This is a genomic window from Deltaproteobacteria bacterium (assembly GCA_009930495.1).
GTDB lineage: Bacteria > Desulfobacterota > Desulfovibrionia > Desulfovibrionales > Desulfomicrobiaceae > Desulfomicrobium.
In genome coordinates this window covers 1-12,866 of record RZYB01000066.1, presented here as the reverse complement: position 1 = coordinate 12,866, position 12,866 = coordinate 1, and the positions used below count along the sequence as shown (strand labels likewise).

General features: G+C 60.7%; 11 protein-coding genes. 4 read left to right on the top strand and 7 right to left on the bottom strand.

Annotated elements, in window-relative coordinates; translation table 11 throughout:
* Together EOL86_07390 and pyk are read left to right on the top strand one after the other, a co-directional pair.
* The coding region (locus EOL86_07390; protein NCD25400.1) for a 3-octaprenyl-4-hydroxybenzoate carboxy-lyase at positions 1 to 894 on the top strand (894 nt) is incomplete at its 5' end.
* A gap of 31 nt (positions 895 to 925) precedes the next feature.
* On the top strand, positions 926 to 2,347 hold the full coding sequence (pyk, locus tag EOL86_07385; protein ID NCD25399.1) for a pyruvate kinase: 1,422 nt from the start codon (positions 926 to 928) through the stop codon (positions 2,345 to 2,347).
* 88 nt (positions 2,348 to 2,435) lie between these two features.
* Here the strand turns inward: pyk and EOL86_07380 are convergent, their stop codons facing one another.
* The 7 genes from EOL86_07380 to EOL86_07350 all read right to left on the bottom strand — a co-directional run bounded on the left by EOL86_07380 (position 2,436) and on the right by EOL86_07350 (position 11,379).
* A complete protein-coding gene (locus tag EOL86_07380; GenBank protein NCD25398.1) occupies positions 2,436 to 2,828 on the bottom strand; it encodes a type II toxin-antitoxin system VapC family toxin in 393 nt (130 codons plus the stop codon).
* On the bottom strand, positions 2,825 to 3,067 hold the full coding sequence (locus EOL86_07375) for a type II toxin-antitoxin system prevent-host-death family antitoxin (GenBank protein ID NCD25397.1): 243 nt from the start codon (positions 3,065 to 3,067) through the stop codon (positions 2,825 to 2,827). The genes EOL86_07380 and EOL86_07375 overlap by 4 nt, the downstream gene beginning before the upstream one ends.
* Positions 3,068 to 3,358: 291 nt before the next feature.
* Positions 3,359 to 5,725, bottom strand: a complete 2,367-nt coding sequence (locus tag EOL86_07370) for a mechanosensitive ion channel (protein NCD25396.1) — start codon at positions 5,723 to 5,725, stop codon at positions 3,359 to 3,361.
* 69 nt (positions 5,726 to 5,794) lie between these two features.
* Complete coding sequence (locus EOL86_07365) at positions 5,795 to 7,129, bottom strand: tetratricopeptide repeat protein (GenBank protein ID NCD25395.1); 1,335 nt, start codon at positions 7,127 to 7,129, stop codon at positions 5,795 to 5,797.
* A 73-nt stretch (positions 7,130 to 7,202) separates the two neighbouring features.
* A complete protein-coding gene (locus EOL86_07360) occupies positions 7,203 to 8,738 on the bottom strand; it encodes an ATP-binding protein (GenBank protein NCD25394.1) in 1,536 nt (511 codons plus the stop codon).
* Positions 8,739 to 8,742: 4 nt separating this feature from the next.
* Complete coding sequence (lepB, locus tag EOL86_07355; protein ID NCD25393.1) at positions 8,743 to 9,348, bottom strand: signal peptidase I; 606 nt, start codon at positions 9,346 to 9,348, stop codon at positions 8,743 to 8,745.
* Between the two features lie 228 nt (positions 9,349 to 9,576).
* On the bottom strand, positions 9,577 to 11,379 hold the full coding sequence (locus tag EOL86_07350) for an elongation factor 4 (GenBank protein NCD25392.1): 1,803 nt from the start codon (positions 11,377 to 11,379) through the stop codon (positions 9,577 to 9,579).
* Positions 11,380 to 11,621: 242 nt separating this feature from the next.
* Here EOL86_07350 and EOL86_07345 point away from each other — a divergent pair, with 242 nt between their 5' ends.
* Both EOL86_07345 and EOL86_07340 read left to right on the top strand, forming a co-directional pair.
* The gene (locus EOL86_07345) at positions 11,622 to 12,479 is read left to right on the top strand and encodes a response regulator transcription factor (GenBank protein ID NCD25391.1); all 858 of its coding nucleotides are present in this window, start codon (positions 11,622 to 11,624) and stop codon (positions 12,477 to 12,479) included.
* Positions 12,480 to 12,562: 83 nt separating this feature from the next.
* Positions 12,563 to 12,866: acetyl-coenzyme A synthetase (locus tag EOL86_07340; protein NCD25390.1), on the top strand; the 304-nt coding region annotated here is incomplete at its 3' end.

Here is a 12,866-nt window from a genome sequence, read left to right as displayed (position 1 = left end):
CCGCCCCAGGAGGACACCATGTTCGGGGCGTTTATCCATGAACTGACCGCGGAGCTGGTCCCCCAGGTTTTTGGCGGGGTGCACGAGGTCCATGCCGTGGACGCAGCCGGCGTCCATCCGTTGCTGCTGGCCGTGGGCAGCGAACGCTATGTGCCCTATGCTGGCGAGCGTCAGCCGCAGGAATTGATCACCAACGGCCTGTCGCTTTTGGGCACGACCCAGACCTCGCTGTCCAAATACGTGATCCTGGCCGCGCGCGAGGATAACCCCGCCCTGTCCTGCCACGACGTGCCCGCGTTTTTCCGGCATGTGCTGGAACGGCTCGATCTGGGGCGCGACCTGCATTTCATCACTCGTACGACCATGGATACCCTGGATTATTCCGGCATCAGCCTCAATCAGGGCTCCAAGGTCTTGTGGACGGCGGCTGGCAGCCCCAAACGCGTTTTGGCCACACGTCTTCCGGACAAATTGCCTTTGCCGGAGGGCTTTCACTCGCTGCGGTTTTTCACCCCGGGTATTTTGGTTTTGTCCGGCCCGCCCCACGCCCAGCCCCGCGACACCCAGGACCCAGCCATGGACGACCTGTGCCGCGCGTTGGAGCAGGGGCCGGAACTGGACGGCTTTCCGCTTCTCGTCGTGGCCGATGACGCGGCGTTCACGGCCGCGTCGTGGGAGAATTTTTTGTGGGTCACGTTTACCCGGTCCGACCCGGCCACGGACACCTACGGACTGCACGGGGCAACCCACTGCAAGCATTGGGGATGCCGGAGCATGGTCGTTGACGCGCGGCTGAAGACCTATCACGCGCCGCCGCTCGAGAATGTGCCAGAAATCGAAAAAAAGGTGGACGCGCTTGCCCTGCCCGGCGGACCTTTGTATGGAATCCTCTAATTACCCAACAACATTGAACGAGGATACGCTTATGCGCACGAAAATAGTGGCCACCCTGGGTCCGGCGTCCATGGACCAGCACGTGATGACGGATATGGTCCGGCTTGGAGTCCGTGTTTTCCGGCTCAATTTTTCTCACTCCGACGCGGCCCATTTCGGTCCGGTCATCCAGAAAATTCGTCAGGTCGAGGCCCAAACCGGTATTTGTCTGACGGTCATGGGGGATTTGTGCGGCCCGAAAATCCGCATCGGCGAGGTCAAGGGATCCCCCCTGCAGATCCGCAAGGGCGCCTATGTGCGCCTGGGCGGGCCGGACGCGGCCGACAGGGCCGGAGAAGATATTTTCATCAGTCTGGACGTCCCGGAATTGCTTGAAGGCCTGGAGGTGGGTATGCCCGTGTCCTTGTCCGACGGCATGCTGCAGTTCACGGTGATCAAGGTCATCGAGAAGGACAGATTGTTTGTTCTGGAGGCCACGAACGGCGGTATCCTGACATCCCACAAGGGCATTGCCTTTCCCGGCAAGACGCTCAGGGTCGCGGCCATGACCGAAAAGGACAAACGCGATCTGCACCAGGGGTTGGATATTGGCATTGACGCAGTGGCTCTGTCCTTTGTCCAAAGCAAGGACGACATCGAGGACATCAAAACCGAAATCGCCAAGCACGGGACCTGGATTCCGGTGGTGGCCAAGGTGGAGCGCAAGAACGCCGTGGACAAGCTCGATTCCATTCTTGACGTGGCAGATGCCATCATGGTCGCGCGCGGCGATCTGGGACTGGAATGCAGCCCGGCCGAACTCCCCATAATTCAGAAGAAGATTTTACGCGCCTGCCGTCATGCCCAGAAGCCGGCCATTGTCGCCACCCAGATGCTTTTGTCCATGGTCAAGAACCCCATTCCGACCCGGGCCGAGTCCACGGATGTGGCCAACGCCATGCTCGACGGCGCGGATTGCGTCATGCTGTCCGAGGAAACGGCCATCGGCAGCTATCCGGTGGAGGCCGTGCGTTTTATCAACGAAATCGCGCAGTACGCCGAACCTTATTATTTGGATCGTCTTGGTGGGCCGTACGTGCCCAAGGCGGAAAAGAACCCGCCCAAGTTCATCGCCTATTCGGCCTGCCTCATGGCGGAAAACGCGGACAGCGTGGCCCTGGTCTGTCATTCGACCACTGGTGCCACGGCCCGGTACATCAGTTCCCGTCGTCCGGCTCAACCCATCTATGCCATGACCACGGACGCACGCATCATGCGCTGGATGAATTTTTTCTGGAGCATCACGCCGGTGGAAAGCCCGACAGAGCCCAAAAGCCACCAGAAACGGGCCGAAAAATTTATTCAGGACTCTGGCACGTTCCGACCCGGAGAAAACGTGGTCATCGCCAGCGGCCAGGCCACGCCGGGCATGGGCACGGTGATGACCAATGAAATCAAGGTGTATTACAAATAAGCCCGGAGAAGGGATTGAAAACGAACAGGCCGGCCATGCAAATGACCGGCCTGTTCGTTTATGGCGGGGAAAAGTTGGAGTGGCTGGATTAGCGCGGTTTGGGCATGAAAATGATAGGGCCGGGATAGTCGCGCAACATGGCGTCCGAGGTCAGCAGGGAGATGCCTTCGCATTTGGCTTGGGCCAGCAACATCCTATCGAAGGGGTCTTTGTGGAGCAGGGGCAGATCGTTGATAGTCAGCGCGTGTTGACTGGTGATGCCCAGCTCTGTGTACTGGTTGTCCAGCAGACCGCGTCGCAGCACTTCCGGATCAACCCTGAAATCATTTCTTCCCAGGCTTTTCTTGATACAGATTTCCCAGATGCTGGCCGGGCTGAAAAACAGATCAGAATTGATGTCACCGATTAATTCCGCCGCCTGACGGGGCAAGGTTCCGATAGCGGCCCACAAGAGCATGTGCGTGTCGAGGAGAATTTTCATTCACCGCCCTCGAACAGGCTCTGAATTTCATTTTTTCCCATGGCGTCAAAATCCTCGGGGACTGCAATCTGTCCGCTCAAAAAACCAATCCGCTGGGCCGGCTTTGCCGGGGTTTGATATGCCGTGACTGTGACCATGGGCTTTCCGGCCTTGGCGATGATGAACGGTTCGCCCTTGACGGCCATGTCAATCAACCGGGACAGGTTGGTTTTGGCTTCGTGAATATTTACCTGCTGCATGATTCCTCCGTGTTTGGCTAGGTCGTGGACTAAGTTTATTGGCGGGAGGGGATTTGTCAACGCGCGGCCTTGTCGGCTCCAGGGCGGTGCTTCAAGGCCGGTAGTCAGGAAGAAAGGGGGCCGCTTTGATCCGGCCATCCGGACGCAGTCCGCACAAAAAATATCTGAACGTTGTGATGATCCGAACAAAATCTCATTTCAAAAAACATGGAGGCGGCCACCATGGCCGCCCCCATGTCGACGGGATGCCCGTGCCCCGGAAATGCTTCGCGTTTTGCTCGGGAAACAGACCTAGGCTTCGTTCTTGAGACGCACGAATCCATCGCCGGGCCGCAGGTGCACATCCATCTGATTGAAGGGAATCTCGACGCCGGCCTCGCGGAACTTGGCATCGATGGCCTCGCGGATTTCCGAGGGCGCCGAGGCGGAAAAATCCACGTGCCGGACCCAGAGGCGCAGGATGAAGTCCAGGGAACTGGCGCCGAAGTTGTTGAAGATGACCCAGGGCGCTGGCGCGGACAACACGGCCGGATGTTCCTCGGCCGCTTCCACGAGCAGCTTTTTGACCAACTGGACGTCCGACCCGTACGCCACGCCCACGGCGATGTCGCGGCGGATGCGCACGTCGTTGCGATAGGTCCAGTTGGTGACCTGGTTGGCGATGAGGTCGGAATTGGGGACGAAGATCTTCGCGTTTTCATACGTCCGGACAACGGTGTTGCGGATGTTGACGCTTTCGACCTGGGCCCACAGTCCGTTGATTTCGATGACGTCGCCGGCCTGGATGGAACGGTCAAAGAGCAGGATCAGGCCGCTGATGAAGTTGCTGATCATGGTCTGCATGCCAAAACCGATGCCCACGGACAGACCACCGGCGATGACCGCGAAATTGGTCAGGCTGATGCCCAGCAGGTTCAGGCTGACGAGGATGAACAGCAACCACATGCAATAAATGCCGATGCGCTGCAGGGACGCGGCCGCGCCGTGGTCGATGTTTTTCCAGCGCAGTTGTTCGTTTTCCATGATCGCTTTCCAGGCCTTGGTCAGGGAGCGGACAAGCTGGAAGAATAGCAACACCACGCCGATACGCAGGAAGTTGAAGGAAAAGTCCCCCCAGTTGAGTTCCATGGAAGACAGTTTTTCGACCACGGCGTTGGTGCCGAGATTGATGGTGATCCAGGTCATGACGCCGATGGCCACGCCCGCCCAGACCAAGAGACCAAGAACCGTCATGGTCAGGTCGGCGACCAGGGCGTTCAGGCCGGTTTTGTCCATTTTTTCGACGGCCACGCGGATCACGCTGGTGGTGCCGATGGCCAGCTGCATGGCCAGGGCCAGGACACCCCACAGGGTGCTGGTCAACACGGCCAGATTGCCCCAACCGAGCACGGCCATGGCCACGAACACGGCCAGGATGTAGGGGTGCACGCTGCGGATAAGCCGTTCGTAGCGTAGCTGTGGCTGGATCATGCCGAAAAAGAGACTACTCAGGACCAGCAGGCTGACCCAGGTCAGATGTTCCAGCCATTGAGGCAGACGCAGCAGGTCCAGGACGGCGACGCTCATGGACAAAAAAACCAGGGGCAGCAGGGGCTGTAGGGTTTTGTGTTTCAACACCCCGCGCACGTTGCGGAAGACCCAGGCCAGGGCCTGCACGCCGTAGAGCATGAAAATATGGGTGCAGGCCAGTAGAAACGAGGTTTGCTTGACCTTGCCGGACAGGAACGCGGCCAGCAGGGACAGCCCGAAGGACAGGCTCAGGATTCCAAGGGCGGCCGTGATGCGGCCGCCAGCGTGGGCGTTTTCGAAGATTCTGGATAGAAAGCGAAAGGATACCATGCCGATGATGACAAACGGCAGCCAGAAGAGAACAAAGGTCCCGACCCAGTCTCCGGCGTTCACGGTTTCCGAGGAATATTGGGTGGAGAAAAAGGTTTTCATGTTCGCGAACCAGTCCATCAGTTCCTTGGAGATGTCGGCTCCTGGCGGCGGCAGAAGCTTGAACTCCGCTCCGTCCAGGAATTCCGCCCGCCAGATCAGGGGGAGCTGGGTCTCGAAGGTGGTGATCCACTCCTGGACGCGGTTCTGGATGGCGTCCACGGCAACCTTGACCTTGTCGATTTGGCCCTGGGTGGTTTTGATTTTTTGTCCGACCTCGGTCACGCCCTTGCGAATGGCCAGCACGTCCTGGCGCAGATCCTTGCCCAGGCTGGCCGCCCACTTCCGTTCCAGGTCTTCTTCCAGGGATTGGACCGTGACCTGTTTGAGTTCCAATTCCTTGGCCAGATTTTCCAGGGGCAGGTAGTCCTTGGCCAGGGCTTTTTGCATGAATTTGGCTTCGGCCAAGGCCACGCGCATGTCATAAGGGTTGGTCTTGACCATGCGGGCCATGATTTCGAGCAGCTGAAGCCTGGCCTGGGCAGTTTCCAGGGCGGGCATGAAGGTCGCGTTCAGCTCGTCCAACTGGACTTGCAGATCGGTGACATCCTGCCGCAGGGCTTCCATTTCCTGGGTTTTGGCTTGGAAAAAATTGGCCAGCACGGCATCTTCGGCGGGTGGCGCGGGCTCGGTTGCGGGTGGGGCTGTTTCTTCGGCCCAGGCCGGGGTCATGACGGTCAGGGCCATGAGCAAAAGACTCAGTCGGATGAAAAAGCGCATTGAAACCTCCGGGATCAAAAAAAAGGCCACCCGCTGCCGGATGGCCGCTTTGCATTTGGGCCTTCCAGATCAGAGATATCCCCAGGCCTTGAGTCGGGAGTAGGCGTGCTCGGCCATGTCGCCCTGGGTGACCTGTTTCAGATAACGGTGATATTCCTCGGCCGCGGCCTGCTTGCTTTTCATGTTTTCAAGGCAAAAGCCCTTCATGAACGTGATGCTCGGGTTTCCGGGCAGGCGTTTGTCATAGGCCCTGAAATCCCCCAGGGCCGCGTCGTAGCGTTTGAGCATGATCGCGGCCACGCCGTGCAGCTGCTGGGCCTGGGCCTCGTTGGGGTTGATGGTTTTGGCGCGGGCCGCGAAATTGGCCGCTTCCTGGCCATTTTTTTGAGCGATGTGGCATTTGGCCATCATGAGCAGACCGGCGTAATCGTTTGGAGAATAGGCAAGGCCGTCGGCATAGCGCTCCTGGGCGGTCTGGTATTCCTTGGCGGCCATGGCCTTGTCCCCTTCCTGAAAGCGGGCGAACATGGGCTTGAGCTTACGCAATCTGGCCGTGGAATCCTTGTAGCGCTCGGCGTTCTGGGGCAGGTTTTGCTGCCCTCCATATTGCTGTTGGGCACGGTGCACGGCGGTTTCGTAGCGCTCGGTGCTCATGGGATGGGACGCGAACATGGCCTCGATGGCGCTGGGCTGGCTCTTGCCCATGGACCGCAGCACGTCCATGAGCCCGACCATGCCTTGGGGGGAATGGCCGGATTTGACCATGTATTCCATGCCCAGTTCGTCGGCCTGGCGTTCATCCTCGCGGCTGTACTTGGCCAGGAGCAGGCTGGCGCCCAGACCGCCGATGGCCCCGGTCAGGTTGCCCAGGGTCTGGTTGGCCGCGCCCGCGATCAGGGAGGCGCCCCCGAGCAGACCGGAAATGAGTTTTCCCTTGGACATGCGGGCCGCCGTGTGCCGGGCGTTGACGTGCCCCAGTTCGTGCCCGATCAGCCCGGCCAGTTCGGCTTCGTTGTCCAGTTCGGCCAGGATGCCACGGGTGATGGCGATGCTGCCGCCGGGAAAGGCGTAGGCATTGATGTATGTCGCGTTCACCACGTTGAAATTGTAGGGCATCTGGGTGCGGTGCGAAACCTTGGCCAGTCGCGTGCCCACGCCCGCGACATAGGCTCCCAGGGCCTTGTCCTGGGACACGCCGTAGTCGGCGGAGAATTGGTGCGGGGAATTGACCTTGTCGATCTGTACTTCCTCGCCCTCGCTCATGAGCATGAGCTGGCTTTGTCCGGTGACGGGATTGGCCGCGCAACCGGCGGCCACGGACACGGAGGCCAGGGCGGCGAGCTTGATGAAGTCGCGACGGGTCAGGGTGCCGGCATAGGCGCGGTCATCGAAAATCGAGGTCATGATAGGCTCCTTGCAACGGTTTTCGAGAAAGGAAGTAGCCCAGAATCCCTTGGGTCCGCAACCCGGACCGGAATTATTCTCGGGTTTGGCGGTCCAGGGTGCGATAGTTGAGGGCTTCGGCCAGGTGGGTCACGGTCAGGACACGATCCTTGGCCAGGTCGGCGATGGTCCGGGCAATGCGCAGCACCCGGGTAAAGGCTCGGGCGGACATGCCCAGACGCAGGACCGCGCTTTCCAGAAAGGCGTGTTCGGTTTCACCCAGGGCGCAGTGGCGCTCCAGCCATTGTCCGGAAAGTTCGGAGTTGGAGGAAAAGTGCAGGCCCGCATAGCGCGCCGCCTGCACGGCGCGGGCTTGGTCGATGCGTTCGCGCATGACGGCGGAGCTGATGCCGCCCTTGGTTTGCTTGAGATCCCGGTATGGCACGGCCGGCACCTCGACGTGCAGATCGATGCGATCCAGCAGGGGGCCGGACAGGCGCGAGCGATAGCGCTGGATCTGCATCGGCGAACAGGTGCACTGGTGGTGCTCGTCGCCCAGGTACCCGCACGGACAGGGGTTCATGGCCGCGACAAGCATGACGTCTCCCGGGTATTCCAGGGAAATGGCGGCGCGGGAAATGGTCACCCGTCCTTCCTCCAGGGGCTGGCGCAGCACTTCCAGGACGTGCTTTTTGAACTCGGGCAGTTCGTCCAGAAAGAGGACGCCGCGATGGGCCAGGGACAACTCGCCCGGACGGGGATACTGGCCGCCGCCGATGAGTCCGGCGTCGGAAATGGTATGGTGCGGGGAGCGGAACGGGCGCGTGACCATCAAGGGCTGGTCCGGCGGCAGCTTTCCGGCCACGGAATAGATTTTGGTCACTTCCAGGGCTTCGTCAAAGGACAAGGGCGGCAGCACGGTCGGAATGCGGCTGGAGAGCATGGTCTTGCCGCTGCCTGGCGGGCCGAGAAAGAGCAGGTTGTGGTTGCCGGCGCAGGCGATTTCGATGGCCCGCTTGGCCCGCTCCTGGCCTTTGACCTCGTCGAAATCCCTCAGGAAGACTTCGCGTCGGTTCCAGAGATCGTCCACGGCGCAGATGGCGGGCGTGATTTCGACTTCGCCCAACACGAAGCGGATCACCTCGTCCAGGCTGGAGCAGGCGAAAACGGGCAGGCCTTGCACCACGGCCGCTTCCTGGCCGTTGTCGCGGGGCACGATCAGCCCCCTCGCTCCGGCCGCCCTGGCGCGCAGGGCCAGGGGCAGGATGCCGGGCACGGGCTTGAGCTCCCCGGAAAGGGAAAGCTCCCCGGCCAGATAGAAGCCGGAGAGCTTTTCGGATGGAATCAGCTCGGCCCCGGCCAAAAGACCCAGGGCCAGGGGCAGGTCGTAGCCCGAACCTTCCTTGCGGATGTCGGCCGGGGCGATATTCACCGTGATGCGGCTGGGCGGCAGCCGGAAGCCCGTGTTCTTGAGGGCCGCGAAGACCCGTTCCTTGGCCTCGCGCACCGCGCCCTCGGCCAGGCCGACCATGGTGAAGGCCGGCATGCCGGAGCGGGCTAGGTCCACCTCGAGTTCGATGGTGAACGCGTCGATACCCAACAGCGCCGCGGTGGCGACCTTGGCGATCATGGGCCTATTCCACCAGTTGCCCGATGCGTTCCCAGCGGATGTCGGTCAGGCTGGCCCAGGACCAGTACAGGATGAGGGCCTTGCCCTCGATTTTTTCGCGGTCCACGAATCCCCAGAAACGGGAATCATAGGATTCGTCGCGGTTGTCGCCCATGACGAAATACTTGTCCTCGGGCACCATGACCGGCCCGAAATTGTCACGACGCATGGTTGCATTGTTGGCCGTGTCCGTGTGCTGGATATAGGACTCGTTTTGCAGCACGCCGTTGAGAAAGACCTGCTTGTCCTTGATCTCGATCACGTCGCCGGGCACGCCGATGACGCGCTTGATGAAGTCCTTGGAGGGGTCCTCGGGGAATTCAAAGACAATGATGTCCCCGCGCTCGGGGCCCTGGCGTTTGACGACCATGATGTCGGTGAAGGGAATCTTCACGCCGTAGGCGAATTTGGTCACCAACAGATGATCGCCGATCTGCAGGGTCTGGAGCATGGAGCCGGACGGAATTTTGAAGGCCTGGACCACGAAGGAGCGGATGAAAAAGGCCAGGACAAAGGCCACGATGAGGGCTTCGGCGTATTCCTTGAGCACTGTTTGCCAACGAGGGTTCATGATTCTACCTGCCTATGACGCCGCGGGCGCGGTTTTTATGCATTGGGTGAGGACGGGCTTCCATTTTCGATCAGAACTGCCCCGTGAACGCCCGCGTTGTCCGCGGGACCGCAGCGGTGATGGGCGCGGCGAGGCCATCGGCGCGAGCTGGGCTCCTTTGTGGCGCGTCCACCACGCCTGGCAATCCAAGGGTTCCAGCCGGGTGTCCATGTTCTTGATCGAGTTGTGTCAGTCGTCCGGTTGAAGGGCGGCCAGGAAGGCTTCCTGGGGGATTTCCACGCTGCCCATGCGCTTCATGCGCTTTTTGCCTTCTTTCTGTTTTTCCAGAAGCTTGCGTTTCCGGGTAATGTCGCCGCCATAGCATTTGGCGGTGACGTTCTTGCGCAGCGGGGAGACCCGCTCGCGCGCGATGATCTTGTTGCCGATGGCCGCCTGGATGATGATCTCGAACAACTGGCGGTGGATGACCCGCTTGAGTTTCAGGGCCAGGGCCCGGCCACGATAGGCGGCGTTGGAGCGGTGCACGATGACGGCCATGGCGTCGACCTGTTCGCCGTTGATGAGCACGTCGAGCTTGACCAGATCGGCCTCGCGATAGTCGATGACCTCGTAATCCAGGGACGCGAAGCCCTTGGTCACGGATTTGAGGCGGTCGAAGAAGTCGTACACAATCTCCGAGAAGGGCAGTTCGTAGCTGATGACCACGCGGGTCGAGGTCAGATATTTCATGTCCTTCTGGATGCCGCGCTTTTCCTCGCACAGTCCGAGCACGTTGCCGACGTACTCGTTGGGCACATGGATTTCCATGCGCACAAAGGGTTCGGCGATGGACGCGATCTTTTCCTGCGCCGGCAGGTTGCTCGGGTTGTCGATGTCGAAGGTCTCGCCGTCGGTGCGGGTCACGCGGTAGATGACCGAGGGCGCCGTGGCGATGAGCTTGGCCTGGAACTCGCGCTCCAGGCGTTCCTGGATGACCTCCATGTGCAGCAGTCCCAAAAATCCGCAGCGGAAGCCAAAGCCCAGGGCCTGGGAGGTCTCGGGTTCGTAGTGCAGGGCCGCGTCGTTGAGCTGGAGTTTTTCCAGGGCGGACTTCAGGGTGTCGTACTCGGCCGGTTCCACGGGGTAGAGCCCGCAGAAAACCATGGGCTTGATGGTCTTGAAGCCGGGGAAGGGACTGTCCGTGGGCCGCTCCGGGTCGGTGATGGTGTCGCCGACCTGGGCGTCCTTGAGGTCCTTGATGGCCGCGCACAGAAAGCCGACCTCGCCCGCGCCCAGGGACTTGATGTCCATGGCCTCGGGCGAAAACACGCCCAGGCGGGTGACCTCGTACTTCTTGTCCGTGGCGCACATCACCACGCGCTGGCCCCATTTGATCATGCCTTCGAGCACGCGGAACAAAACGACAACGCCCTGGTAGGAGTCGTACCAGGAGTCGAAGATCAGGGCCTTGAGCGGGGCGTCGGTGTCGCCCTTGGGCGCGGGCACGCGTTCGACCAGTTTTTCCAGCAGATCCTCCACGCCCAGGCCCGTCTTGGCCGAAACCGTGGCCATGTCCGTGCAGTCCAGGCCGATGACTTCCTCGATCTCCTCGGCCACCCGTTCGGGCTCGGCGCTGGGCAGGTCGATCTTGTTCAGAACCGGCACGACCTCCAGATCATTGTCCAGGGCCATGTAGACATTGGCCAGGGTCTGGGCCTCGACGCCCTGGGTGGCGTCCACCACCAGGAGCGCGCCGTCGCACGCGGCCAGGCTGCGCGAGACCTCGTAGGAAAAGTCCACGTGGCCGGGGGTGTCGATGAGGTTCAGGATATAGTCCCGTCCGTTCTTGGAGCGGTACGGAATGCGCACGGTCTGGGCCTTGATGGTGATGCCGCGCTCCTGTTCCAATTCCATGCGATCCAGGTATTGGTCCTTTTTCTGGCGATCGGAAATGAGCTTGGTTTTTTCCATGATCCGATCGGCCAGGGTTGACTTGCCGTGGTCGATATGGGCGATGATACTGAAATTTCTGATGTGTTCTTGTGTGGGCATGGGTCCTGTCGCGGGTGCTTGGACACCCGTGTTGTACGGATAAAAAACGTTTTCTGGTATGTGATTTCCCTGACGTTGTCCATTTCCGGACGGGGTGGAAAAGCGGGCCGAAAACCAAGGCGGACCGCGATATCGCGAGGGGGCCAGGGTGGCCGGACACGTGGCGCGGGTTGGAACTTGAGGTCTTTGGACTTCGAGGATAGAGAATCGATTGTCCCATTACCCGTGACCAGGCTGGCGTCATGTCCAAGCTCAAAGCCCTGTTGCTGCATCCGGATTCCAAGGTTCGTTCCCAATTGCGAGACCTCCTCGACCCTGTCAAGGAAATCGTCGTGCTCGGCGAGGCCGTGTCCTCGTTCGAGGCCCTGGAGATGCTCGCCTTCATCCCCTACGATGTTTTTTTCATGGGCACGGAGCTGCCGCATGGGGTCAGCGGCATGGACCTGGCGGCGCATCTGGCCCAGGGGGACGACCCGCCGGCCCTCATCTTTCTCGCCACCGAGGAGGACCACGCCTTCACGGCGTTCGAGCTGGGCGCGGCCGATTATCTGCTCTGGCCGGTCAACGCGGCCCGTTTTGCCCGGACCATCGAGCGTCTGAGGCCCCTGTTGCCGCGTAAAAAAGCCGCGCCGCCGACCCAGCCCATGCGGGCCGCCCAGGCCTCCAACGAGGAAACCCTGCATCTGGCCCTGGGCGACGACGAGGAGGAGGTTTTCGTCAACGCCCTGCGCCAGGCCTGGGACCTGAACCGCGAGCGTCCGCCAGAGATCGAGAAACTGCCCGTGAACCAGGAAGGGCGGCATATCCTCATCCCTTATACACAGATCGTCTATGTCGAGGCCTACGAGGATTACAGCTTCGTGCACACGGCCCAGGACCGCTTTCTGACTTCCTATCGTCTGAAAAATCTGGAAGCGCGCCTGAAGCCCCACCGCTTTTGCCGGGTGCATCGCAAATACCTGGTCAATCTGGACATGGTCACGGAAATCGCGTCCATGCCCGGCGGCAATTACATGCTGCGCACCGCCGGGCGGAAAAAAATCGAACTGCCGGTCAGCCGCCGCCGCATCGGCGAACTCAAGAAAATTTTGCAACTTTAGGCGCTCACCACCATGAACAGACCTTTTGCCGAGAACCGCCTTCGCCAACGCGGCGAGAACGCGTAGACCACGAGGAACGATGCATGAAGCGCAACCAGCCGCGCAAGGAGTCCGCCATGAACGAACCGGACATGATCCAGAGCGAAGAACTCGTCTTTCGTCCGCTGCCCCAATTGGTCATCGAGGCCAACGTCAACCCGCAGGAATTCGCCACGGCCCAGGCCTCGGCCAGGGCGGACCACCTCGGCTACTGGGAGGACGCGGCCCAGGAACTGGATTGGTTCCAGTGCTGGGACACGGTTCTCGATGATTCCAACGCGCCCCGTTATCGTTGGTTCAAGGGTGCCCAGTGCAATATCGTCTACAATGCCCTGGATCGGCACATTG